This window comes from Methylotenera sp., from assembly GCF_029945535.1.
Lineage (GTDB): Bacteria > Pseudomonadota > Gammaproteobacteria > Burkholderiales > Methylophilaceae > Methylotenera.
In genome coordinates, this window is record NZ_JAQSCU010000010.1 from 328,924 (window position 1) to 351,474 (window position 22,551).

The 22,551-nt window shown below is 42.4% G+C and carries 27 protein-coding genes; 10 read left to right on the top strand and 17 right to left on the bottom strand.

Annotation, left to right across the window (positions count from 1 at the left end; genetic code table 11):
* Positions 1-92 precede the first annotated feature (92 nt).
* From PSU72_RS04590 to PSU72_RS04620, 7 genes are all read left to right on the top strand, one after another.
* Positions 93-1,541 carry a CDP-glycerol glycerophosphotransferase family protein gene (locus PSU72_RS04590; protein ID WP_300431111.1) on the top strand — a complete coding sequence of 483 codons (1,449 nt, stop codon included), beginning with the start codon at positions 93-95 and terminating at the stop codon, positions 1,539-1,541.
* A gap of 60 nt (positions 1,542-1,601) precedes the next feature.
* A complete protein-coding gene (locus PSU72_RS04595; protein WP_300431113.1) occupies positions 1,602-3,284 on the top strand; it encodes a class I SAM-dependent methyltransferase in 1,683 nt (560 codons plus the stop codon).
* Between the two features lie 58 nt (positions 3,285-3,342).
* Entirely contained in the window at positions 3,343-4,350 is a 1,008-nt protein-coding gene (locus PSU72_RS04600; protein WP_300431115.1) for a hypothetical protein, read from the top strand.
* 153 nt (positions 4,351-4,503) lie between these two features.
* Complete coding sequence (locus PSU72_RS04605; RefSeq protein WP_300431117.1) at positions 4,504-4,941, top strand: hypothetical protein; 438 nt, start codon at positions 4,504-4,506, stop codon at positions 4,939-4,941.
* 230 nt (positions 4,942-5,171) lie between these two features.
* On the top strand, positions 5,172-7,793 hold the full coding sequence (locus PSU72_RS04610; protein WP_300431119.1) for a PAS domain S-box protein: 2,622 nt from the start codon (positions 5,172-5,174) through the stop codon (positions 7,791-7,793).
* Positions 7,794-7,820: 27 nt separating this feature from the next.
* Positions 7,821-8,696 (top strand): response regulator, encoded by an 876-nt coding sequence (locus tag PSU72_RS04615; protein WP_300431121.1) that lies wholly within the window; start codon positions 7,821-7,823, stop codon positions 8,694-8,696.
* 2 nt (positions 8,697-8,698) lie between these two features.
* Positions 8,699-9,469, top strand: coding sequence for a Crp/Fnr family transcriptional regulator (locus PSU72_RS04620; protein WP_300431123.1), 771 nt, complete (start codon positions 8,699-8,701; stop codon positions 9,467-9,469).
* A gap of 4 nt (positions 9,470-9,473) precedes the next feature.
* Here PSU72_RS04620 and pagP read toward each other — a convergent pair whose 3' ends face one another.
* The 15 genes from pagP to PSU72_RS04695 form a co-directional block, all read right to left on the bottom strand.
* The gene (pagP, locus tag PSU72_RS04625) at positions 9,474-10,022 is read right to left on the bottom strand and encodes a lipid IV(A) palmitoyltransferase PagP (protein WP_300431125.1); all 549 of its coding nucleotides are present in this window, start codon (positions 10,020-10,022) and stop codon (positions 9,474-9,476) included.
* Positions 10,023-10,066: 44 nt separating this feature from the next.
* Positions 10,067-11,455, bottom strand: coding sequence for a sorbosone dehydrogenase family protein (locus tag PSU72_RS04630; protein ID WP_300431127.1), 1,389 nt, complete (start codon positions 11,453-11,455; stop codon positions 10,067-10,069).
* A gap of 13 nt (positions 11,456-11,468) precedes the next feature.
* A complete protein-coding gene (locus tag PSU72_RS04635; protein ID WP_300431600.1) occupies positions 11,469-11,627 on the bottom strand; it encodes a DUF3309 family protein in 159 nt (52 codons plus the stop codon).
* A gap of 28 nt (positions 11,628-11,655) precedes the next feature.
* Positions 11,656-11,964 carry a hypothetical protein gene (locus PSU72_RS04640; RefSeq protein ID WP_300431129.1) on the bottom strand — a complete coding sequence of 103 codons (309 nt, stop codon included), beginning with the start codon at positions 11,962-11,964 and terminating at the stop codon, positions 11,656-11,658.
* A gap of 335 nt (positions 11,965-12,299) precedes the next feature.
* The gene (locus tag PSU72_RS04645; RefSeq protein WP_300431132.1) at positions 12,300-12,881 is read right to left on the bottom strand and encodes a ferritin-like domain-containing protein; all 582 of its coding nucleotides are present in this window, start codon (positions 12,879-12,881) and stop codon (positions 12,300-12,302) included.
* Between the two features lie 57 nt (positions 12,882-12,938).
* On the bottom strand, positions 12,939-13,364 hold the full coding sequence (locus PSU72_RS04650) for a hypothetical protein (protein ID WP_300431133.1): 426 nt from the start codon (positions 13,362-13,364) through the stop codon (positions 12,939-12,941).
* A 17-nt stretch (positions 13,365-13,381) separates the two neighbouring features.
* Positions 13,382-13,603: a CsbD family protein gene (locus PSU72_RS04655; protein ID WP_300431135.1), complete on the bottom strand. Its 222-nt coding sequence runs from the start codon at positions 13,601-13,603 to the stop codon at positions 13,382-13,384.
* Between the two features lie 230 nt (positions 13,604-13,833).
* Positions 13,834-14,124 (bottom strand): YqjK-like family protein, encoded by a 291-nt coding sequence (locus PSU72_RS04660; protein ID WP_300431136.1) that lies wholly within the window; start codon positions 14,122-14,124, stop codon positions 13,834-13,836.
* Positions 14,125-14,514, bottom strand: a complete 390-nt coding sequence (locus tag PSU72_RS04665; protein WP_300431138.1) for a phage holin family protein — start codon at positions 14,512-14,514, stop codon at positions 14,125-14,127.
* Between the two features lie 11 nt (positions 14,515-14,525).
* Complete coding sequence (locus PSU72_RS04670; RefSeq protein WP_300431140.1) at positions 14,526-14,840, bottom strand: YqjD family protein; 315 nt, start codon at positions 14,838-14,840, stop codon at positions 14,526-14,528.
* 72 nt (positions 14,841-14,912) lie between these two features.
* Positions 14,913-15,125, bottom strand: a complete 213-nt coding sequence (locus tag PSU72_RS04675; protein WP_300431142.1) for a hypothetical protein — start codon at positions 15,123-15,125, stop codon at positions 14,913-14,915.
* A gap of 8 nt (positions 15,126-15,133) precedes the next feature.
* On the bottom strand, positions 15,134-15,271 hold the full coding sequence (locus PSU72_RS04680) for a lmo0937 family membrane protein (RefSeq protein ID WP_300431144.1): 138 nt from the start codon (positions 15,269-15,271) through the stop codon (positions 15,134-15,136).
* A gap of 46 nt (positions 15,272-15,317) precedes the next feature.
* A complete protein-coding gene (locus tag PSU72_RS04685) occupies positions 15,318-15,635 on the bottom strand; it encodes a BON domain-containing protein (protein ID WP_300431146.1) in 318 nt (105 codons plus the stop codon).
* A gap of 233 nt (positions 15,636-15,868) precedes the next feature.
* Positions 15,869-16,342: a hypothetical protein gene (locus PSU72_RS04690; protein WP_300431148.1), complete on the bottom strand. Its 474-nt coding sequence runs from the start codon at positions 16,340-16,342 to the stop codon at positions 15,869-15,871.
* Positions 16,343-16,428: 86 nt separating this feature from the next.
* Positions 16,429-17,448: a hypothetical protein gene (locus PSU72_RS04695; protein WP_300431150.1), complete on the bottom strand. Its 1,020-nt coding sequence runs from the start codon at positions 17,446-17,448 to the stop codon at positions 16,429-16,431.
* Between the two features lie 228 nt (positions 17,449-17,676).
* Between PSU72_RS04695 and cls the strand changes: the two genes are divergently transcribed.
* The 3 genes from cls to PSU72_RS04710 all read left to right on the top strand — a co-directional run bounded on the left by cls (position 17,677) and on the right by PSU72_RS04710 (position 21,615).
* Positions 17,677-19,071 (top strand): cardiolipin synthase, encoded by a 1,395-nt coding sequence (gene cls / locus PSU72_RS04700; RefSeq protein ID WP_300431601.1) that lies wholly within the window; start codon positions 17,677-17,679, stop codon positions 19,069-19,071.
* The gene (locus tag PSU72_RS04705; protein WP_300431152.1) at positions 19,071-20,003 is read left to right on the top strand and encodes a hypothetical protein; all 933 of its coding nucleotides are present in this window, start codon (positions 19,071-19,073) and stop codon (positions 20,001-20,003) included. The genes cls and PSU72_RS04705 overlap by 1 nt, the downstream gene beginning before the upstream one ends.
* A 133-nt stretch (positions 20,004-20,136) precedes the next feature.
* Positions 20,137-21,615 carry a DUF3943 domain-containing protein gene (locus tag PSU72_RS04710; RefSeq protein ID WP_300431154.1) on the top strand — a complete coding sequence of 493 codons (1,479 nt, stop codon included), beginning with the start codon at positions 20,137-20,139 and terminating at the stop codon, positions 21,613-21,615.
* Positions 21,616-21,719: 104 nt separating this feature from the next.
* On the opposite strand, the gene PSU72_RS04715 is transcribed toward PSU72_RS04710, so the two are convergent.
* Both PSU72_RS04715 and PSU72_RS04720 read right to left on the bottom strand, forming a co-directional pair.
* On the bottom strand, positions 21,720-21,848 hold the full coding sequence (locus tag PSU72_RS04715; RefSeq protein ID WP_300431602.1) for an entericidin A/B family lipoprotein: 129 nt from the start codon (positions 21,846-21,848) through the stop codon (positions 21,720-21,722).
* 119 nt (positions 21,849-21,967) lie between these two features.
* Positions 21,968-22,480, bottom strand: a complete 513-nt coding sequence (locus PSU72_RS04720) for a BON domain-containing protein (protein ID WP_300431156.1) — start codon at positions 22,478-22,480, stop codon at positions 21,968-21,970.
* Between the last annotated feature and the right edge of the window lie 71 nt (positions 22,481-22,551).

The following is a 22,551-nucleotide window of genomic DNA, read 5'->3' on the forward strand; positions in this document are numbered from 1 at the left end:
CGAACACCTTTTAACTAGATACTAAATTTAACTAGATACTAAATTTAACTAGATACTAAATTTAACTAGATACTCAATCAAATGAGACCTATATGACCAAGACTAACTCTAGCAATCGCTCATTGCCTGCCATGACTTTTTTCTACACAGATAATTGTGAGCGTCAGGCATTGGCGCCCGTGGCGTTAGAAGCTGAACATCGCGGATTTGAAGTGAAGTTTAGTACTAATTCAAAAGAGCGAGCTGAAATCGGCGTGTATTGTGAACACGCTTGCCAACCAAATGCTGATTTTTCAGTCATTATGTTGCATGATCTGGCACAAAGACACGATATTTGGCCGTCATTTTGGCGCTATGAACCTTGGAATGAGTTTGATATGGGTATCGTCCCGGGTAAATCATGGGTTGATCGCTGGCAAACGCAAGCTGGATTTTCTATGGCTAGACCACGTTTAGGAGTGTTTGATTCTGGCTGGCCAAAGGCTGACTTAGTGTTTCGTGACAAAGAGGTATTTTCTCTTGAGGCAGATAAACTACGTAAAACGCTTGGACTGAAATATGAAAAATCCGTGCTTTATGCTCCGTCATGGGAAAACCATGGCAAGCAAGATGATTTTGTTAAGGCGTTTATCGATTTACCGGTCAATGTTTTATTGAAGCAAGCGCCATGGTCAAATGCCTATCCTGAGGTATTGAGCAATATACGCCAGATGAATGAACTGCATCGTGGTTGTGCGGATAACGTGCATATTATTGATGTCGAGGTCAGTATTATGTACTGCCTGAGCTTGGCCGATGTGCTGGTTTCAGATGAATCTAGTGTGCTTACGGAAGCATTGTTACTAGATGTTCCGGGTGTTGCTGTGACTGACTGGCTTATTCCGGATACCAATCCACCACGCCCAGCCAGCGTGCCATACGACTATGTGACTAAAACCACCAAATCTAAAATGCGCGAAACTGTAGAAGCGATTTTGGCCGAGCCTGAAAGTACGCGTCAAAAAACCCGTCAAGATAGAGATAATCAGTTTAGTAACCTGGGCAAGAGTGCTGTACTGATTATGGATAATATTGTGGCTGCGTTAGAAGGCAGAGCGCTACCAACACCAGCGGTGACTGCTCAAGTTGACCTCGATAGAGCTGAATACCTTCGAGCAGAGCAATACATTAATGCTTCTGATAATTTAGAAGCCATGAAGATATTGATTCCATTGGTGCAGGCTGAAACTGAATGTTGGGAAGTCTATAACGACTTAGGCACGATGATGTTTAATGAAGGTAATCTTGAAGATGCCTTTTTCTTACTTGAAAATGCTGTCAAGCGAGCCCCAGATCCAGTGATTCCATTGAGTAACTTAATTGAAACTTATTGCGCTGCAGGTCAGGCTGATATGGCTTTGTTTAATTTAGCGCAATTGAGCCGCCATGTGCCAAAGTCTCAAAATAAGATTGCTGCAATTAGAAGTTGCATGGAGACTTTATTGTCTGCTCAGCAAGCGCCTGAGTATGAGCACTATACTAATCTCACTATGAGCGCTTAACTGATTTACATTAAGTCATTCACTAATAAATTACAAAGAAAATACAGTATACGGAGCAACATGATGAACGGTTATCAGTACAACAGCACAGACAATTATTATCATCCTAAAAGTCAGGATGACTTTGGCTATAAAGATTCTGGCGATGCGCAAAATAAAATTTATAGGATTATAAAAAACTCTAAAGATAAAGGTGTTTTTTCTTCGGAGTTGATTAATCAGGCAGATGATTGGCCGACCTATTATCATCTAACACCGTTACGCGCTAATATTTTACGACCATTTATTAAACAAATCTCAGCAGGTCGAAGTTTGGAACTTGGTGCCGGATGCGGCGCGATTACGCGCTTTTTAGGTGAGTTAGGCGGCAAGGTTGTTGCGGTTGAAGGGAGTGCAGACCGTGCGCGTATCATCGGCAATCGTTGTGCAGAACTTAAAAATGTAACAGTGATCGCTGATCTGATTCAAAACTTTAAGCCGGATGAAAAGTTTGATGTGGTGACTTTAATCGGCGTGCTGGAATACTCACAGGTGTATATCAACGAACCGGATCCAGTGCAATATTTGTTAAAACTGGCAAAATCATTTTTAAAAGACGATGGTGTTTTAATCATCGCGATTGAAAACCAGCTTGGCCTTAAATATTTTTGTGGCTCTCCTGAAGACCATCTTGGTCGTGCTATGTTTGGTGTGAATGACTCATATACTGACAAATCAGCCATTACGTTTGGTCGCAAAGAGCTTACGCAGCATATTCACCGTGCTGGGTTTGAGTCTGTTGATTTATATGTACCGCTGCCAGACTATAAAACGCCAGTATCGATTATTTATCCTAAAGGCTTTGAAGACGCTAGTGTTGAAGCTGGTTGGGATGCATCGCCAATTCTATCTGGCGCGGTGATTCATGACCGTCAACGTCCGCAAGTGCCAACTTTCTCATTAGAGTGTGCTTGGGGCGTAATTGGTAGAAATGGTTTAGCACAAGATGTGGCTAACTCGTTCTTATTTGCGGTGCGCAAAACGGCCTCGCCAAAGCAAGAAAATGTTTTGGCAGCACATTATGGTGGTCAGCGACCTTCGCAGTTTGCTAAAGAAACGCAGTTTACGCTTAAAGACGGCAGTTTGATGACGCAAACCAGATATGTGGGTAATACCAGTAAATTGGCCTCAGCCAAATGGGATTTAGGCCCTTACAGAACCGGCAAATTATGGTTTGATGAACTCTTGTTATTAGTGAATAGACCAGATTGGAGCTTTGCTGAGCTGTCTAAATGGACTGGCGTTTGGATAGATGCGCTGCGTGCTACGCCATTGCAGCCAACGAGTGCAACGATTGCAGAATTGCAGCACTTCTCTCAGTTGCTACCGCCAAATTACATTGATGCAACGCCTACAAACTTAGTGGTCAATGATAAAGGGCGAGGTGATTTCTTTGATTTAGAGTGGAACTTCTCAACAGCATTGCCTGTGGAGTTTGTGGTATTTAGAGGTTTATTCTTAACTTTACATCGCATGACTAGCTGCGCAAGACCTGCTGGCGACGTGCCTGTAAAACTTTATGATTTGACGATGTCTATTATGGAAAAGCACGGGATGAATCTGAGCGCCGACGACTTAGATTTGTTCTTAGCTATTTTTAATGCATTCCAAAATCAAACACAAGATTTACCATCCGATGTGATGAATGGCCTGACTGCTGAGCTTGATACAGCGATGTTGCCTATCAGACAGCTTTTTACTTAGTTTGAACATATTTGAATACTTAGCTCGTATTTGTAAGTAGATTGAAGAGTTTAGCCAATTGAAAATACTCATTATTCGTATGATGGGTTTTGGTGATGTTGCATCTATACTAATTCCCGCAGTTAACATGGTTCATCAGCAACATCCTAATGCCATAGTCGACGTGTTAACCTACGGCGCGGGTGTTGAGATAATGTCGTTAGTGCCTACGGTAAATGCCGTACTTGCCGTAAGCGCAGAGCAATGGCCAAGTGATGTTGATAAAGCGGTAGCTAGTTTTATCGATATTGCTCAAGTGGTGATTGAACAAGATTATGATCTGATTATTAACCTAGATACTTGGTTTATGCCATGCTTTTTAGCGCGAGTTTTAAAAGATTCAGGCGCTAATATTCAAGGTAACTTCATTAACTTCTCAGTTGATACATTAGTTCAGAAAATTCAGCGCAGTGCATTAACGCAATCATATTTTCAAATGCCTGATTTATACCTAGCGAGTACCTATCCCAATATGGCGGATTGGAGCACGCCATGGTGGAATCAATATCCGAATATCGCGTATCCTGAATTTTACCTTCAGCATTGTTGTGGGTTTAAGCAAGAGATGGATATGTCACTTTCAGTTCAACCAGATTTAGTATTTAAGCTTCAGGCTGAAACAAAACCTATCATCGCGCTTTCATTATCTGGTAGCAAAGCCAGTAAACAGTATGCGCATGGTAAAGTTTTGCAGTTATTACTTGAGCAAGCTGGTTTTTTTGTTTGGAGTCGGTTTGATGGGAGCGTGCCTATGCAAACCACGTTGGCACGCTTAAAGGTGACGGATTTATTAATTACCGTTGCTACCTCAACGCAATGGTTGGCAAGGTTAGTGGGGTGCCCATCGTTGGTGATTCCAGGCGCACTGCCACCAAGTGTATTAGGTGCGGAGTTGGTTGTAGATAAAGTGAAGAGCTGCCAGTATTGCTACCAAAATCAATGTGTAGAAAATATCGATTTCGCATGCATGGATATTCCACCAGAGCAGATCGTTGAAAAAGCGCTGCAATATTTTCGATTACCTTAAACTTTCATTTATCCGCATTAATTCAGCCTCTTATTTTAGTCTATGTTCGTTATCGCACAGAACATCTTATGCTGCTTAGGTATATTCAATCAGAAGGCAATTTTGATTTCAATTTGCCGATGATTCGATCGTTACTTTAGGAGCATAAGTGTGATGAAAATAGTTAAATCTTTACTTACTGGTTTAATGGGTGTGATGGCAATATTTGCAATCACAAATACAGTATATGCCGATGAAATGAATACTGAGCAGCCCGCCTATATCAACGGCGGTATAGGTCAGGAAGAAGCGGACGACATGCGCCTGCATGCAGGAGAGTATAATTTACGTTTGTATTTTTCTGAGGCTAAACAGGGGCAATCAATTTCTGATGTGACCGTGACCGTAACCGATAAAAAAGGCAACGTTAAGCTAGAGGTTGCAGATGCTGGGCCTATGCTATTTGCGCATATGGAAAATGGTATTTACAAAATCACAAGCCAACATAATGGTGTTATCTTTACCAAAACCGTTAAAGTTGTAAATCACAAAGGTGTCAATGTGCATCTTAACTGGAAGAATTCTGCTGCGGATGCTACGGACGAAATCTAGCATTAAATAGGGTGAGTAATTGAATTCAGGCTAAATAGAACGCGCTCGTGTTTTTAAAATTAAATAGGGGCTGATGCGGATTAAGGGTGTATAACACTGTTAAGGGGTTTCACTCACTCTTTAAATTGCTTAGTCATTCCATCCACAGTTAAATCTGTTCAGCTTCATAATTCAAAACGAGAGTCGGCCATGCACAAAAGAGATCTATTCCTGCCTTTAGCCGCCGCAACATGCTAGTTGCTAGCATCGTATCAAGCATCAAGCATTATCAATTTGCTTTTCTATTGGTAGTGATTGCACTGACTTCTATTTATTTAATCTATCGACAGTCGCAACAAAAAATCAGAAATTTAGTGCACTTAGAAACTCAGCATTTACTAGAGATTCAAGAAAGTACGAATAAGCAACTGCGTCAACTGAACGCCACGCTGCAAGATAGCGAAGAAAAGCTCACGGTGACACTCAATTCGATTGGCGATGCCGTCATTACTACCGATGCTGATGCACGTGTCACCCTGTTGAATCCGCTCGCAGAAAAATTGACAGGTTGGACCTTAGCTGAAGCCTCTGGGCGACTCATAGGTGAGGTTTTTCCAATAGTGAATAAAGAAACGCGCTTGGAAGCAACTATTCCAGTCATGGAAACTTTAGCCCAAGGCACGATACAAGGGCTGGCTAACCACACCGTATTGATTGCTCGTGATGGTAGTGAGTGCGATATTGCGGATAGCTGCGCACCAATTCGTGACCGAGAAGGCCAGGTCGTTGGTGCGGTTTTGGTTTTCCGCAATGTGAGTGAAGAGTATGCGGTGCAGCAAGCTTTACGCGACAATACGGCACTTATACAAACTATTTTAAATACCGTTGCCGACGGCATTATTACGCTACATGCGAGTAATGGCACCATTGAAACGGTTAACCCAACTGCACAAAAAATGTTTGGTTTTAGCGCGGCAGAACTGACTGGTTTGAATTTTAGTGTGCTGATTCCTGAGCTTGATCAAGAGCAGCGCAATAGTTCACTTAAACATTACAGCGCTAGTGATGAGGCACGTGCCGTTGGTTTAGGTCGTGAAGTCATTGGCTGGCGCAAAGATAACAAGCCGTTTCCATTAGAAATTGCCGTCAGTGAGATGTGGCTTGGTGGCGAGCGCTACTTTACTTGTATCTTACGAGACATTAGCGCACGTAGACTTGCCGAGGAAGCTGCGCTTAAAGCTGGCGCATTACAAAGTGCGATTTTTAATAGTGAAAACTTCTCTAGCATTGCTACCGATGCAAAAGGTGTGATTCAGATTTTTAACGTTGGTGCCGAGCGCATGCTGGGTTATACCGCAGATGAGGTGATGAATAAAATCACGCCTGCCGAGATTTCAGACCCTGAGGAAGTGATAGCTCGTGCTAAAACATTGAGCATTGAGCTGGCAACTGCGATTACGCCAGGGTTTGAGGCGCTGGTGTTTAAGGCTTCGCGCGGCATTGAAGATATTTATGAACTGACCTATATCCGTAAGGATGGCAGCCGCTTTCCAGCAGTGGTGTCGGTTACAGCGTTACGCGACGCGCAAAGTGCCATTATTGGTTACTTGCTCATTGGCACCGATAATACGGCACGCAAACAGATTGAAGCTGAGCGAACAACGCTTCATGAAGCACTGCAGCTTAAGAATGTTGAACTTGAACGTGCTACTTTTGTGGCAGAAAAAGCCAATTTAGCGAAGTCTGATTTCCTCTCGAGCATGAGCCATGAATTGCGCACGCCACTTGGCGCCATACTAGGCTTTGCACAATTGATCGAATCGGGCACACCGGCGCCAACCACTTCGCAGAAAAAAAGCATCGATCAGATTCTGAAAGCTGGTTGGTATTTGCTGGAATTAATTAATGAGGTGCTAGACTTAGCGCTGATTGAATCTGGCAAGTTGGCACTATCGTTAGAACCAGTATTATTGGCTGATGTGATGCACGAGTGCGAAGCTATGATAGAGCCGCAAGCGCAAAGTCGAGAGATTAAAGTAATATTTACGCAACCTGAATTTCCATATTGCGTAAAAGGTGACCGTACACGGGTTAAGCAAATCGTCATTAATTTGCTTTCTAATGCCATTAAATATAATAAAGTGGATGGCACGGTGACTGTGGAGTGCAGCATAACGCCTCATGATACCGTGCGTATTAGCGTGCAAGATACGGGTGCAGGACTAACAGGCGAAGAGCTTACACAGCTTTTTCAGCCATTCAATCGGCTGGGGCAGAATGCTAAAGAAGAGGGTACAGGCATCGGCTTGGTAGTATGTAAGCGCCTGATTGATTTAATGAAAGGCAAGATAGGTGTAGAAAGTATCGTGGGTGAAGGTAGCACGTTTTGGATTGAGCTAGACCAAACCAGTCAATCCGATATAGACAATCAACATCAACTGCCACTGCCAACACCCCAACAGCCTCATCACGATGCGCTGTTGTATACGCTGCTTTACATAGAAGACAACCCTGCGAACCTCATGCTGGTTGAAGATATTATTGCGCGTCGACCAGATATACGTTTGCTCAGCGCAAAAAACGCGAGGCAAGGCATTAAACTGGCTCGCGCGGCTTTACCCGATGTCATCTTAATGGACATCAACTTACCTGGATTTAGTGGATATGACGCGTTTGATATGCTATTTGATGATCCACTTACCTCACATATTCCAGTAGTCGCGCTCAGTGCTAATGCCATGCCGCGTGATATTGAAAAAGGGCTGGATGCCGGATTCTTTCGCTATCTGACTAAGCCTATTAAGGTAAAAGAATTCATGGAAACAATGGATTTGGCACTCAAGTTTGCCAAAACAAAGCAAGAGCTAGTATGAATAAAGAGCAAGTGAAAAGGATTAGACATGAAAACTATTGAACGAGATATTTTTGACGCTAAGATTCTGATTGTGGACGATCAGGAAGCCAATATTAGCTTGCTTGAGCAGTTGCTGGCAGAGACAGGATACACCTCGGTGACATCTACCAAAAGTCCTGAAAAAGTATTTGAGATGCACCTTACACAGCGCTATGACTTAATTTTACTCGACTTGCAAATGCCCGTAATGGATGGGTTTGAGGTCATGAAAGCGCTCAAAGCCAATCATGATGATGCTTACTTGCCCGTGTTAGTGCTTACCGCGCAGCCTAATCATAAATTACGTGCTCTTCAGTCTGGCGCAAAGGATTTTGTCAGTAAGCCATTTGATTTAGTAGAAGTCAAAACGCGTATTCATAATATGCTTGAAGTACGCCTGTTATATAAAAGGCTTGAGAATTACAACAAAGTACTGGAGCAGACTGTGCTGGAACGCACTGCTGAGTTACGTGAAAGCGAAGCGCGCTATCGTAGTCTTACCGAGCTAGCCTCAGATTGGTATTGGGAACAAGACGAAAATATGAACTTTACCAAAATTTCAGGGCCAGTAAGTGATATGCTAGGTATTCATATTGGCACTTTAACAGGTGATGCTAATATTGAAGAATCTAATGGTGATGAATCAAGCAACACCCAATTAACTGGTTGGGATGAGGCTGAGCGAAGAAAATTGCAGGCAATCATCGCTGCACGACAACCATTTTTAGATTTCGTCTTTCACCGTAATGAAACTGATGGACTGCAAAGAAGGTTTCAGGTGAGCGGTGAGCCTATGTTTGACGGAAACTGCCGATTCGTTGGCTACCGCGGCATAGGAGTAGAACTGATAGGGGCAATTCATTCAAAAAATGAGGCTAACTAAATATGTCTACACATTACTCTCAACAGAAAAAAATTAGTGAATTACCGCTGTGTGAATACAATACCAGTCAAAACAATCTTCTTGCGGCCTTACCCAATGCTGATTTTGAGTTTCTGGCGCCACATTTAGAGCTTGTTGCAATGCCGCTTGGTGAAATGATATATGAGCCTAGTGTACAGTTGCAGTATGCCTACTTTCCAACCACCTCGATCGTGTCTTTGCACTATGTGATGGAGTCTGGTTCATCAGCCGAATCTGCTGGTGTAGGTAATGAAGGGATGGTGGGTATATCGTTGTTTATGGGTGGCGGTACGACCTCAAGTTCAGCTGTGGTGCAGATAGCAGGAGAAGCTTATAGACTTGAGCGGCGTATCTTGAAGCAAGAGTTTGATCGAGGTGGCTTGTTGCAAAAGTTGTTATTGCGTTACACCCAAGCGCTGATGACACAAATGTCACAGACCGCCGCATGCAATCGACATCATTCGGTTGAACAACAACTCTGTCGCTGGCTTTTACTCACTTCAGACCGCATGCCAACTAACGACTTGGTTATTACTCAAGAGTGGGTGGCTGGCATGCTGGGGGTACGCCGCGAGGGTATTACCGAAGCGGCAGGCAATTTGCAGCGTGCTGGTTTTATCAACTATCGCCGTGGTCACATTTCAGTGCTGGATAGAGCTGGTCTAGAGAAACGCGTTTGCGAATGTTACGCTGTCGTCAAAAAAGAAACCAATCGCTTGCTTTCAGATGTTCAATATCGTCAGAGTGCTTAGTAAACTAATTCAGTTGCCAGCGTACCCAGGTGAATAATATATTCCCGTTACCTTCGCCGCCAGGAATATAAGTTGATTGCAAGGCTAGTTTTTTATAATCAATTGAAAATAATGGAGCAATAATGGGAATGGGAATGTAGTGCATATCGCTACGCATGGTCACACCAACGGTGTAACCCAAACCTAACCGCACATCGTTAGCGGGACGCCAAGTTTTTTGAAATCCATATCCAGCAACAGGCTCAATGTCATTGTGAGAATCCTTAAATGCCATGCCATATAGTGCATGCCAGTCACCATCTTCATCGAAACGATATTTACCAATACCTAAGCCCCATGGGCGCTCGTTATACTCATCAATTTTTTCTTGTGTGTAGTAGCTGCGGTTATGCCATGTGTTGATGGGAACATACAGTTCGTAATTTTGTGATTGCCATGTTTTAGTCAGTGAGTCCTGCGCGCGGGACCATATGCTAGGTTTTGCAGACTCTTCTGCAACAGCGCTGGTTGACATGATGATTAGTAAGGCGGACGTGATAAATCTAAATTTCAATTTTATTCCAATGTTGATTTTTGTAATGTTAATGCATTAACGGTTTATTCTGAGGGCGACGATTCTACCGCTTTTTTAGTTTTAGCGGTGACACGCCACACTATATTTCCTACATCATCCGCCACCAGCAAGGCGCCTCGTTTATCTAGGGCAACACCAACGGGGCGACCATAAGCTTTGCCCTCTTCACTCAAAAACCCTGTTAATACCTTTAACGGCAACCCTAATGGTTTCCCGTCGTTAAAAGGTACAAATATGACTTGGTAACCGCTGAAAGGTTTTCGATTCCAAGAGCCGTGCTGGCCAATAAACATGCCACTGCTAAAACGCTCTGGTAAGCTGGTTCCAAATGATGACGCCAGACCAAGCGAGGCCGTGTGCGCACCCAAAGCGTAATCTGGCACGATAGCTTTTGCGACCATTGCAGGTTGCTGAGGTTTTACACGTTCATCTACGTGCTGCCCATAATAACTATATGGCCAGCCATAAAAGCCGCCATCTTGCACTGAGGTTAAATAATCTGGCACTAAATCATTGCCAAGCTCGTCGCGTTCGTTGACCACGGTCCATAGCTTGTTGCTTGTAGGCTCCCAAGCAAGCCCGTTTGGGTTGCGTAAGCCGGAAGCGAATATACGATGCTCGCCTGTTTTGAGATTTACTTCCCAAATGGCGGCTCGATCCGTTTCAGCTTCCAAGCCATTTTCTGCCACATTGCTGTTCGAGCCAATCGTAACGTACAGTTGAGAGCCATCAGCATTAGCGATGATGTTTTTAGTCCAATGATGATTGCGTAAACCCGCTGGCAGATCAACCAACTTAGTACCTAGTGCGCTAATCTGCAAATCGCCATTAGTGTATGGAAACATCATGATGGCGTCTGAATTGGCAACGTAGAGCTTATTACCAACAAGTGCCATGCCAAAAGGTGCGTTTAAGTCTTTTAGTAATACAGAGCGGACATCCGCTATACCATCGCCATTGGTATCTCGCAGTATGGTAATTTGATTAGCACTAGATACACCAGCACCAGCGCGTTTCATCACCATGCCTTGGATTTTTGCTTTGATGCCTTTATTGTCATCTGGCTTGGCTGGCGCATTGGTTTCTGCAACCAGCACATCGCCATTCGGCAATACATACAACCAGCGTGGGTGATCTAAATCACGTGTGAATGAACTTACGGTTAAATCAGTGGCTGCAATAGGCGTGGTGTTAGCTGGCCAACCTATAGCGGTCGCGATGTTCACTGTTGGGATGAGTGATTGCTGAGGTGCTGGTAAATCAGGATTTGCGCCTACCCCTAACGATGCGGGGCTTTTAGCGGGGGCACTGCATGCCAGTAGTGCAACAAATGACAGGCCAATCAGCAGGGTGCTTAAGCACTGCTGATTAACTCTGAGCTTATAATTAGACTTATATTCAAAAACAGGCATCGAATCTAACTCGCTATATTCTGCCCGATAATAATAGCACAATCAGAATAATGACGATTAAACCAATCCCGCCACTTGGCCCGTAACCCCAATTTTTGCTATGAGACCAGCTTGGGATGGCGCCTACGAGCATTAAAATCAAAATAACTAATAATATGGTACCTAACATGATGTACTCCTTAAATAATTAGCGATTAGAGTCAGCTTGCTGGAGCAGGTTCTGCAGGTGGTGTAATGATGACTGTTGTGTCACCAGACTTGCCAGTTTCACCAGCTTGCCCTGTGTCGCCCTGAATGCCTTCATTGCCTTGAACACCAGTATTACCTGTGTTGCCTTGATCGCCTTTATTGCCGTCAACACCTTGCTCGCCAGCTTTGCCTGCTGGGCCGGCAGGGCCAGGTACCATTACTGTTTCTGCCGGAACATTGACTACTACTGGTGTTTTATCGCAAGCACTAAGAAATAGTGCAGCAAGCAATGCGGTTGTTAATATTGAATTATTCATCATGTATCCTTTTAGTTTGAAAATTGTGGCTGCGGTTTGCAGCCATCAAATAGCCTAAGTGCTTAAGCTTAGTATTTCCGTTACAGAACCAGATTAACGCGCTATGGCGAATAGTTCTGTACGTTGTCACACAGAAGACTGCGAATGATGAAATTAGACGCTACTCTAATCTTTAATATGCTATTTGCAGACGTTTAATTGACGTAGGTATGGAATTGGTGGAGAGTAAAATCTAAATATAAAAAGCGGTATAGCCTTATTCAGGCTATACCGCATCAGAGACATGCCAATTTATAAATAATCGCTAAATCACTAAGTTTGGCAGCTAAGATTTTATGCTAAACATCTTTTATATTAGACATCAGTGAAGCAAGGTCTTCAGCATGCTCCTCTTCCATGGCTAAAATTTCTTTTAGCAACTTCTGAGTCGTTGGGTCAGTATCGGTTAAATATGCAATCATTTCACGGTAGCTTTCAATGGCAATGCGCTCTGCGATTAAATCTTCTTTAATCATGGCATTGAGTGTGTCGCCTGCCACATATTCAGCATGGCTGCGCTCGCTTAAGCCGTCGGGTGAAAAATCCGGTTCGCCGCCTAGCTCGGTAATGCGCTTGGCTAAGCTATCTGCATGAGCCATTTCTTCATTGGCATGTTGCAAAAACTCAGCTTTGATAGATTCTGAATGAATGCCTTTTGCCATAAAATGGTGACGTTTATAGCGCAATACGCAGACTAGCTCTGTAGCCAGCGCTTCATTCAATAGCTTGATAACGACTTTTCTATCAGCGGCATATCCTGAGGTTACGGCCCCTTCTTCAATATCTTTACGCGCACGCGCACGTAAGGTTTTAATGTCGGATAGCATCGCTAAATCAGCTACAGGCTTTACAAAATTTTCATTGATTGGTAATTGTGTCATTTTTTAATCGCTTTCTAACTATTGAGTGAAATGCTCATAAAATTTACATTTTTCACTTTAAATTAAACGTGTTTTCTTAAAAGCTGTTGTAAGTTCGTCCATCACAGGCATAGTGTTGGTGTTTCTTGCTTTCACATTCTTGTGACTCTCTAATTTGGCAGTGTTGGCGCTAGATGTTGACTCATGCTTATCACCAGCAACGACTTTACGTTGTGTATCGAGTTCTATTTTGGATGTATTTCGTATCGACTCAGCGGCTGCAACGCATTGATTAAATGCAGTACTTGTCACTGTAGCGCAGCGCGATTTTGCAGCGTTAAACTTGGTTGCGATATTATTTTCTAAAAGTTTGTATTCATTATCCGTCATACTTTTTGCTGTAGCGAGGTTACTGAAGGTTAAGCCTATAGTAACCACCAATGCCACAAGACATAAAGCCAAATTGACTTTGTGCTCAATTGCTTTAAAAGTAGGATTGTTCATGGCTAATGACCTTTAGTTTATTTAGTGTGATGATCGTTATCTTTTTGCGTGTTTTGCCATTCGGTCAGCTCTTTTTCGACTTCATCCATGGCTTTACCGTAGACTTCTTGAATTTTTCCAGCTAGTTGCTCACGTTTGCCTGCAATCACGTCAATCTGATCATCCGTTAGCTTGCCCCATTGTTGCTTTACATTACCTTTTAATTGTTTCCAGTTACCTTCAATTTGGTTCCAGTTCATTTTTATTCCTTTGCAGTTAGTTACGTGATAATCAGTCATCATCACTAAGACGGACAAAAAATAACCAATTCGGCTAATTCCCAATTCGGTTAATTCGTTGTTGCGTTATTTGTAGATTACGTTGATTCAGGTGTTTGTTCTGTCTGCTAACACACATTGCAGATATTTATTTGAAGATGATTTTTTGCAAGCCAATTTGACTATATGGCTTTACTAATATTTGGCTTTACTTATGGGTGGTTTTTTTGGATGATTCTTTTCGTCAGCTGCCAAGTAAGCCAACCGCGTCTAAGCCATTTTGCTATACCACTTGGGTTAGTGATTGAAAGTAGGGTAGCACCACCGCCAGCAACTACAATGGGGTGATGCTTAATATAGCGCAATACATTTAAACCTTTATCCGCGATTGCCAAAGGTTTACGCCAAGAATGAGCGTTTTGGGATAACAACACCCTTTGCGATGCAGCTTGTGCAATTAAATGCTCTCGCCGAGCCGCTAGTTTTTGCAATGAACGATTCATTTACTTAGCGTCAATGTGCTGACGGTCTTTAATTAACTCAAGCAAGCTTGCTACAAACATTTTAGGTTTCTTTTTAGCCTGATGCACCGCGGCTAGCCAAGTAGAAACGCCGATGATAATAAACATGCCAGAAACTGAAGCAAGTGCAAGCACCCGATAACTATCCCAGAATGCCACCACCAAAGTGATGGTGACCAGTACAGCGGCGATTAATAAACTAAAAAGAGCGATAAGAGATAGCATGACCAATGACATCAAGCGTTCTCTATCCTCTTCTAGGTCTGTAGAAAGCAGTTCTAGGCGTGTATGAATAATGGCCACCAACGTTGAAGTTAGCGCCTTAACTGATTCAAACAAGCCTAGGCTACTTGTAGACGTTTTGTTTGTCATGACTTATTGAATTAACGACGGCTAATCAGCAAACCAACCACTACACCTATGCTGGCGGCAAAGCCGATTGAGCGCCATGGATTTTCATGTACATAGGCATCTGTCGCTTGGGCTGCTGCTTTAGTTTTGGCAAGTACTTCAGTTTGAATGTCCATCATTCTAGCTTTAGCAATACCGAGTGACTCCTCCGCTTTAGCGCGCAATTCTGATAGCTTATCGTCACCAGTGTTTGCCGTCGCTTTTAGTAAAGCTTCTGCATCGGCCACTACCGCTTTAAACTCGTTGATTAATTGATCTTGGTCGAACTGATCTGATAATTTTTCCATGTTTTTCTCCGTTAACTTCAAAATTAAATACCTGTTAAAAATCTCTACTATTTTATCTCTAAACTAATGCGGTTACTTGCGTGTCACTAGCAAAGCTAAACCTGCGACTATCGCTGCTACACCTGCCCATATCGGTACATTAACTCTCTCAGTATCTTTTACTGAGAGTTCAATTGGACCAATTTTTGTTTGATGAGTTTCTTTAGTGTAGCTAAAGCCGCCATATGCCAACCCAAGACCACCAGCAACTATTAATACTACCGCCAACATTTTGATTGAGTTCATATTATTTTCTAGCGCTTAATGAAGCGTACCAAAATCATCACAATCGCGACGACTAAAAGTATATGGATGAATCCACCCAAGGTATACGATGACACTAGGCCAAGTAACCAAAGAATAACCAATATAATTGCAATTGTTTCAAGCATTTTTATACTCCCGACTAAACGTGCAGATTGACAGCTAGTAAGTTAATTACTTGGTTTTAAGATGCATATCATTTTTAACTGATGTCACACCTTTAACGCCACGCGCTACTTCAGCAGCTTTTTTAATGTCAACCTCAGAGTTTACAAAGCCACTTAACTGCACTACCCCTTTAAATGTTTCTACATTAATTTCTGTAGATTTAAGGGTTGGTTCATTCAACACAGCAGCTTTTACTTTTGTGGTAATAACACTGTCATCAATGTATTCGCCAGTACCCTCATGTTTTGAAGTTGAAGCGCAACCTAACATGGCTGTAAACGCCATAGCCAAAACAATGGTTGATAAATATTTAAGTTGTTTCATGATAACTCTCCACAATAATTTTAAAAATTAGATATATTCAATTCATATCGCTAAACAAAACGCTTGTTAGCTCAGTACTGACATCATGCTATGCATTTAAAAACCAATCTGTGCGCTAACGTACATATTGCATAGAGATTTACGGTAGAAGCGTGACGGGGATAGGTAAAAAAATATCTCCGCAATAGCGGAGATAAGAATGGTTACTAAAGCGTGGATCAATAAACTAATAATTAATGTTTATCGCGCCCATTGCCATTATTGCCATTATTGCCTTTATTTCCTTTGTGATCATTTCCATGATCATCATGACGGTCGTCATAACGATCATCACGGCGCTCGTCACGGCGGTCATCATGACGGTTGTAATGTTGCTCTTGGTAACGAGGTGCATATTCATGGCTGTACCAATTATCTTGCACAAAGTAGACTCGCTCGCCACATGCGTTGTATCTGTGGCAATATTTACGCCAGTTTTTTGCATGCCCTGGTGGAACTCGCATGTAAACAGGTTCGCGCTCTACATACACGCGCTCAACCACTCTGGGTTGGGTGTAAATCACCTGTGGTGGTGGATAACCGCCTATGTCTAGCCTTCCATAAAAACCTGGTTGGCCGACGCTGACAGATACGCCTACATCCGCAGCAAAAGCTGGTGCACTCATTGCTGCAGCAACGACTGCAGCCGCTAAGATTAAACGCTTCATATTAATTCTCCTTGTTAAATTGAACTACTTATTGTTTTGATGCCGCCTACTATTACCATACGTGTTTTTCAAATCAGCTGAACATGTCAATTGTCACGCCTATTTCCTCTTTCACGATTTTGCTCTTGCCTTGGTTGTCTTTCTTGATTGTTTCCTTGATTAGTATCTCTCCCTCTTTGCTCAATAGTCTGTTGCTGCTGTTCTTGCTGTTGAATGACTCTTTGCTCATGCCTCTGATTGGGTTGTTCAACTCTCATCTCTCTCTGCTGCTGACTGTTTGGCATAGATTCTTGATCTCGGATGATCTCGTTCCTAGATCGATTTTGATCATAATTTTTTGAGTTGTTTTGTTGAGCAGGTATCACCTGTTGCGATGGATTATTACGAGGGTTAGACCACTGCTCAACACTTTTATGCTGGTTGATTTGTTGTCTATCATCATTAGATTTCCCACGCTGAAAATCTTCCCTAGGGGTTGTTTGCCCCTGATTTTGTTCACGAATCATTTGTGGATGTTCATTTTGTTTACGCACAACCGGATCACGCGACTGAAAACCATAGTTTCGCTGACGAAGTTCTTTCTGATGTTCTATTTGTTTAGGGTACCTATCTCCTGAATAGTTTCGTTGGTAGGTCGGCAAAGGTGCAGGCGATGGCACGGCGTGACGATCCCATCTATCCCAGCCTCGTCTATGTTGATTCCAGTCGCGACCCCAGCGATCACCCCAACGTGGGGGCGCATCATATTGCCAGCCAATAAAGTAGGCTGGTGGCATCCGGTAATAACGCACAGGCACTCGAAGTACAAATACGGGCACTTCGTCAGGGTCTACAAGCCACCAGGGACCGTCATACCAAGAGCTTTCATACCAGCTGTCATCTTGGTAAACCCAGTAAAGGCCATCATAAAAGAAGTAGTTAGCTTCCATTTGCGGTGCGTAATACACTGGATAACCTGGCACAACGGCAAACTCTGGATAAGCTGGTACATTAATACCTATACTTACATTCGGAAGTCCGATGCCGACACTCATTTGCAGGGCAGACGAAGCTGCTGTGCTAAACAGCATTAACAATACAATAGAGATATGTCGAATTTTTAACATTTACAGCCTCCAATCTATGAATCTAGAAAGCCTCATTAGCCTAACGAGGCAAGCCGCCTTGAAGCACATACTACTCACTACGTGTATGTGCTTCCGTTCGTTATCGCACATACGTATAAACACTAAACGTATTAGACTTAGAAATAGCATACATAACGCCATGCGTTTAATTGATTTTTGTGTATGGTAGTGATTTTCGTACTTCAACTTTGAACCGTCAGGAATATGATGACTATTAAAAAAAATTCGCTCAAAAGCGTTGCAAATCTAGCCACCATGCTAGTCTTGACCTTACTTGTAGGCTGTACATCAATCCCAACAATGGTGCCAGATATGGCCATGCAGCAGTCGCATCCAGTTAAGTTAAACGGCGCGAATGGCGAGTTGAGCGCCAAGCAAAGTAAAGCCATTCTCGCTAAACTGAAAAAGAATGGTGACGATACCAATATTTTTGACAAACACTTGGCGCTGGAAGCGGAAATCGTAGGTAGCCCGTTAATGGTGGGTAATAAAGTAGAGCTGCTGATAGATGGCCCAACTACTTATGATGCGATGTTTGCTGCCATAGAAAGTGCTAAAGACCATATCAATATGGAAACTTTCATTATTGAAGATGATGAAATTGGGCGGCGCTTTGCTAAGGCACTTATTGCTAAGCAAGCTGGCGGTGTGCAGGTAAACCTCATTTATGACAGTGTTGGTTCCATCAGCACGCCAGCTACATTTTTTGAGGCGTTACGTGCAAGTGGTATTAATGTGTTGGAGTACAACCCAATTAACCCATTGCTAGCGCGCAAAGGATGGGATGTGAATCAACGCGACCATCGAAAGTTATTGATTGTTGATGGGCAGATTGCCTTTGTAGGCGGTATCAATATTAGTAGCGTCTACTCTAGCGGCTCATTCGGTAGATCAAAAACCACAAAAAACAAACAGCCGTGGCGCGACACCCATTTACGTATGGAAGGCCCAGTAGTGAGCGAGTTTCAGAAACTGTTTATGACAACATGGAGCCAACAAAAAGGAGAAACTTTGGCTATCAAGAACTATTTTCCAGATGTTCCAATTAAAGGTAGTGAAGTGGTGCGTGCGATTGGCAGCTCACCAGATGAGCCTTACAGCCAGATTTATTCAACCTTGATTTCTGCCATCAATAGCGCGGAAACCCAAGTATTTATTACTAATGCTTACTTTGTACCAGATCCAAAGTTACTTGCTGCGTTGAAAGAGGCGGTTCAACGTGGTGTGGATGTACGACTGTTATTACCTGAAAAAACTGACTCAACGATGGTATTTTACGCCTCGCGTTCTTATTATGATGAGTTACTCACAGCCAATGTGAAAATTTATGAAAGGCAGGACGCCTTATTACACGCCAAAACCGCGATGATAGATGGCGTTTGGTCAACCATAGGCTCAACAAACCTTGATTGGCGCAGCTTTACAAATAATCAAGAAATAAACGCCGTGGTCTTAGGTCAAGGTTTTGGCTCGCAAATGCAAAGTATGTTTGAAAAAGATTTAGAGTCGTCTACACTCATCACATTAGAGTCGTGGAGAAGTCGTTCAATCGCGGCGCGCATTAAAGAGCGAGCGGCTCGCTTATGGGCGCGTTTTTTATAATGAAACAGTATAGCCAGATTTTTAAAGTGAGCGCACGGCGCTCTGCGTTAGTACTCGTGATGTTTTCCCTCAGTTTACTTATCAGCGAAAAATCTTTTGCGGCAGATGAAGCTAATGTCGTCAATGCATCTGTCGCCTCATTAAAAGCAAAGCATACTGAGTTGAGCAAACAGCTTGAAAATAATCAGTTTAACCGCGCTTTATTTCTTCACTCAGAAGAATCTTCGCACGATTTAAAGGGTGAGATTTATGCCGTAGTGGATTACCCATTCTCTACTTTCAATTCTGCACTCAGTAATCCAGCGCATTGGTGTGATGCGATGGTACTCAATCTCAATGTCAAATATTGCCGTATGGCTGGTAACCAGAGTGGAAACGTGCTGACGCTGAGTATTGGTAAAAAATATTTTCAACCATTGGCAGATACCTACCGAATTGAGTTTAAATATCAGGATATTATTACCACGCCTAATTATTTTGTAGCGGAGTTTGATGCTAAAGAAGGGCCTCTAGGCACCTCTGATTACCGTATTTTAATAGAGGCTACACCGCTTAAAGATGGGCATACTTTCTTGCATTTTACCTATGCTTATTCTTTTGGTCTGGCTGGTCGACTTGCCATGCAAACCTACCTTGCCACCGTAGGTAGAAGCAAAGTTGGATTTACCATCACTGGCAAGCATAGTGATGGTCAACCCATCTATATTCAAGGTATTCGAGGCGTAGTAGAGCGCAATACTATGCGCTATTACTTGGCGATTGATGCTTATCTTGCAGCGCTCACCGCGCCAGCTGATCATCAACTAGAGAAAAGTTTGCAATATTGGTATAGCAACAGTGAGCAATATGCCACTCAATTACACGAGGTGGAGCTAGATGAATACATTGACATGAAGCGTAAAGAATATCAGCGCCAGCAGACACAACAATAGCCTTGATAAGCTATTGGGGGCTTCTAGTGCTTATGTGTACGCTAACCCACAGAATCATTATTAAATTTACTGTAACTTAATTGCTAGGGCAATGTTGCTTGAGTTACCTCGATTGAATTATAGAAAACTTAACATGAAAACAAAAAAACTGAGTTCTAAATTACCCTCATTATCTAAGATCGGTTGTATGAAGAGGGTAGTTATAAGTGCTATCACCATACTGTATACAGCATCAGCAAATTCGGCATTTGCCGATGAAGCTAGCGTGGTTGATGAATCAAAAAATAATCTTGAACCAAAAAAAGAACTGGTTGTTAAAAGAGACGCGAATAAAAGCTATTTAATCCCAGCAGCAGAGATTGTGGGCTTTGATTTTCTTTTAAATCAGTTTAATCGCCGTTATAGTGGGATTTCAGATTACGACTCAAATTTAAATACAATTAGACATAATCTATCAAGCAGTTGGAAGGATGATAAAGATCCTTTTAGCATCAACCAGCTAGGGCATCCTTATCAAGGTTCTATTTATCATGGTTTCGCGCGTTCTGCTGGCCTTACTTATTGGGAGTCATTAGGCTATACGCTGGGCGGTAGCGCTTTCTGGGAGATAGCAGGTGAGAAAGTACCACCTTCCAAAAATGATATGATTTCAACAGGGTTCGGTGGTTCCTTTCTCGGCGAGGCATTATTTAGAATGTCTAACTTAGTGCTTGAGCGAGGCGGTAGCAAGCCGAGTATCTGGCGTGAGACAGGCGCAGCAATGATCTCACCATCTGCTGGGTTCAACCGATTTGCTATGGGTGATAGATTCGATGCAGTTTTTGCGAGCAATGATCCCGCCTATTATAGCCGTCTGCAATTGGGTATCAGCAATACAATTAGTGGCAATCCAGGCACAGCAGATGAAATTAAACGTAACGATGCCCAATTAGATTTTGTACTAGGTTATGGCCTACCAGGCAAGCCAGGCTATACCTATACAAGACCTTTTGATTACTTTGTTTTTCAAAGTACGGCTTCAACTGCCAATGTATTTGAAAATTTAATGACGCGTGGCCTATTGTTTGGTACAGCTTACCAAGCTGGTGATAATTATCGTGGTATATGGGGTTTATATGGCAGCTATGATTACATTTCACCGCAAACTTTTCGAATTTCCAGCACAGCCTTATCATTAGGTACCACTGGGCAGTTATGGCTGAGTGAATCAATTGCGTTACAAAGTACAATCATGGGTGGTTTAGGCTATGCAGCGGTAGGTACTAATAATGGTAAAACTGAAGAAGATTATCACTATGGTGTGGCGCCACAGGGCTTAGTGGAGTTACGTGCTATTTTTGGCAAAAAAGCTTCTTTAGATTTTACTGGTCGCGAATATTTTGTCAGTGACGTTGATAATGAACACCAAGGTGGGCATGACAACATTGTGCGCGCAGATGTTGCTTTTACTTATCGCATTCAAGAAAAACATGCAGTTTCAATCAAATATCAGTGGAATCAGCGTGATGCGACTTTTTCTAACCTTGATGACAGAAAGCAGTCAACTGGAACATTAGGCATCTACTACACATTCTTAGGACACGATGGTTTTGGTGAAACAGACTGGCGCTAATGTTTTAGTATCAGTCTGTTTTGTATTGAAGATCAAAAATTAAGACTAAATAACTAGTAATTAAATCTGAGTAAAGAAAGCTTGACTCAGACTTATGATGTTAACTATTTATGCTCACTCGCTTCATCTTTAATGGCTTTACCACCTTTTTCAATATCTTTTCCAGCACCTTCTACCGTATTGCAACCACTTAATGCTGTGATGGTACCGACTAGAAATAAGGCGGTAAACATTAATGCAAAAGTTCTTTTAAACATGATGAATCTCCTGAATATAAAGCTATTACACAATCATCTCGCAAATGGGTTAATTTTTGCAAATGATTGCGCACTAGGTATTAGTGAATTTGAAATTACTCTTTTTTAAGTAGCAAACTATTTTCAACTGATTTAACGCCTTCGATTTCAGAGGCAATTTTTCCAGCCTGTTTAATTTGATCTTCTGTTTCAACAAAACCACTTAACAACACAACACCATGATTAGTTTTTACGCTCACGTTTAAGCTTTTTAAACCTTCATCTTTTAATAAGTTACCTTTAACTTTTGAAGTAATCACGCTGTCTTTTACGACACGTTTAACCGCTTTTTGTTCAGATTTTGATTTGTAATTAGTATATTCTTGCTCATCAAGCGTACCGTCGTTATCAGTATCAGCGACAGCAAAGTGTTTAGCGAACAGTTTTTCTTTTTTTGCTTCCGCTTTAGTTAAAGTGCTGTTGTTATCTACATCTAAGGCCTTAAATGAAGCTGCGTAGGCTGATTGATTGCCTGCACTTAAGTCATCTGCAGCAAATGCTTGTACGCTTAGTGTGCTTGCTAACGCTACTGCCAGTAAAGTAGATTTGAAATGTGATTTATTTTTCATGGTGATTTCCTATAAGTAATATAAAAGAACTACAATGCAGAGTAAGCGTATGACTTAATCAGGTCTGTACG

What these genes read in the sequence shown, in the direction of transcription:
- PSU72_RS04610 (WP_300431119.1), top strand. Translation starts at nt 5,172, where the DNA reads ATGCTAGTTGCTAGCATCGTATCAAGCATCAAGCATTATCAATTTGCT.
- PSU72_RS04590 (WP_300431111.1), top strand. Translation starts at nt 93, where the DNA reads ATGACCAAGACTAACTCTAGCAATCGCTCATTGCCTGCCATGACTTTT.
- PSU72_RS04720 (WP_300431156.1), bottom strand. Translation starts at nt 22,480, where the DNA reads ATGAAAAATAAATCACATTTCAAATCTACTTTACTGGCAGTAGCGTTA.
- PSU72_RS04630 (WP_300431127.1), bottom strand. Translation starts at nt 11,455, where the DNA reads ATGCCTGTTTTTGAATATAAGTCTAATTATAAGCTCAGAGTTAATCAG.
- PSU72_RS04680 (WP_300431144.1), bottom strand. Translation starts at nt 15,271, where the DNA reads ATGCTTGAAACAATTGCAATTATATTGGTTATTCTTTGGTTACTTGGC.
- PSU72_RS04695 (WP_300431150.1), bottom strand. Translation starts at nt 17,448, where the DNA reads ATGTTAAAAATTCGACATATCTCTATTGTATTGTTAATGCTGTTTAGC.
- cls (WP_300431601.1), top strand. Translation starts at nt 17,677, where the DNA reads ATGACTATTAAAAAAAATTCGCTCAAAAGCGTTGCAAATCTAGCCACC.
- PSU72_RS04615 (WP_300431121.1), top strand. Translation starts at nt 7,821, where the DNA reads ATGAAAACTATTGAACGAGATATTTTTGACGCTAAGATTCTGATTGTG.
- PSU72_RS04715 (WP_300431602.1), bottom strand. Translation starts at nt 21,848, where the DNA reads ATGTTTACCGCCTTATTTCTAGTCGGTACCATCACAGCATTAAGTGGT.
- PSU72_RS04705 (WP_300431152.1), top strand. Translation starts at nt 19,071, where the DNA reads ATGAAACAGTATAGCCAGATTTTTAAAGTGAGCGCACGGCGCTCTGCG.
- PSU72_RS04660 (WP_300431136.1), bottom strand. Translation starts at nt 14,124, where the DNA reads ATGAATCGTTCATTGCAAAAACTAGCGGCTCGGCGAGAGCATTTAATT.
- PSU72_RS04685 (WP_300431146.1), bottom strand. Translation starts at nt 15,635, where the DNA reads ATGAAACAACTTAAATATTTATCAACCATTGTTTTGGCTATGGCGTTT.
- PSU72_RS04605 (WP_300431117.1), top strand. Translation starts at nt 4,504, where the DNA reads ATGAAAATAGTTAAATCTTTACTTACTGGTTTAATGGGTGTGATGGCA.
- PSU72_RS04640 (WP_300431129.1), bottom strand. Translation starts at nt 11,964, where the DNA reads ATGATGAATAATTCAATATTAACAACCGCATTGCTTGCTGCACTATTT.
- PSU72_RS04690 (WP_300431148.1), bottom strand. Translation starts at nt 16,342, where the DNA reads ATGAAGCGTTTAATCTTAGCGGCTGCAGTCGTTGCTGCAGCAATGAGT.
- PSU72_RS04650 (WP_300431133.1), bottom strand. Translation starts at nt 13,364, where the DNA reads ATGAACAATCCTACTTTTAAAGCAATTGAGCACAAAGTCAATTTGGCT.
- PSU72_RS04710 (WP_300431154.1), top strand. Translation starts at nt 20,137, where the DNA reads ATGAAAACAAAAAAACTGAGTTCTAAATTACCCTCATTATCTAAGATC.
- PSU72_RS04655 (WP_300431135.1), bottom strand. Translation starts at nt 13,603, where the DNA reads ATGAACTGGAACCAAATTGAAGGTAACTGGAAACAATTAAAAGGTAAT.
- PSU72_RS04665 (WP_300431138.1), bottom strand. Translation starts at nt 14,514, where the DNA reads ATGACAAACAAAACGTCTACAAGTAGCCTAGGCTTGTTTGAATCAGTT.
- PSU72_RS04670 (WP_300431140.1), bottom strand. Translation starts at nt 14,840, where the DNA reads ATGGAAAAATTATCAGATCAGTTCGACCAAGATCAATTAATCAACGAG.
- PSU72_RS04645 (WP_300431132.1), bottom strand. Translation starts at nt 12,881, where the DNA reads ATGACACAATTACCAATCAATGAAAATTTTGTAAAGCCTGTAGCTGAT.
- PSU72_RS04595 (WP_300431113.1), top strand. Translation starts at nt 1,602, where the DNA reads ATGATGAACGGTTATCAGTACAACAGCACAGACAATTATTATCATCCT.
- PSU72_RS04675 (WP_300431142.1), bottom strand. Translation starts at nt 15,125, where the DNA reads ATGAACTCAATCAAAATGTTGGCGGTAGTATTAATAGTTGCTGGTGGT.
- PSU72_RS04620 (WP_300431123.1), top strand. Translation starts at nt 8,699, where the DNA reads ATGTCTACACATTACTCTCAACAGAAAAAAATTAGTGAATTACCGCTG.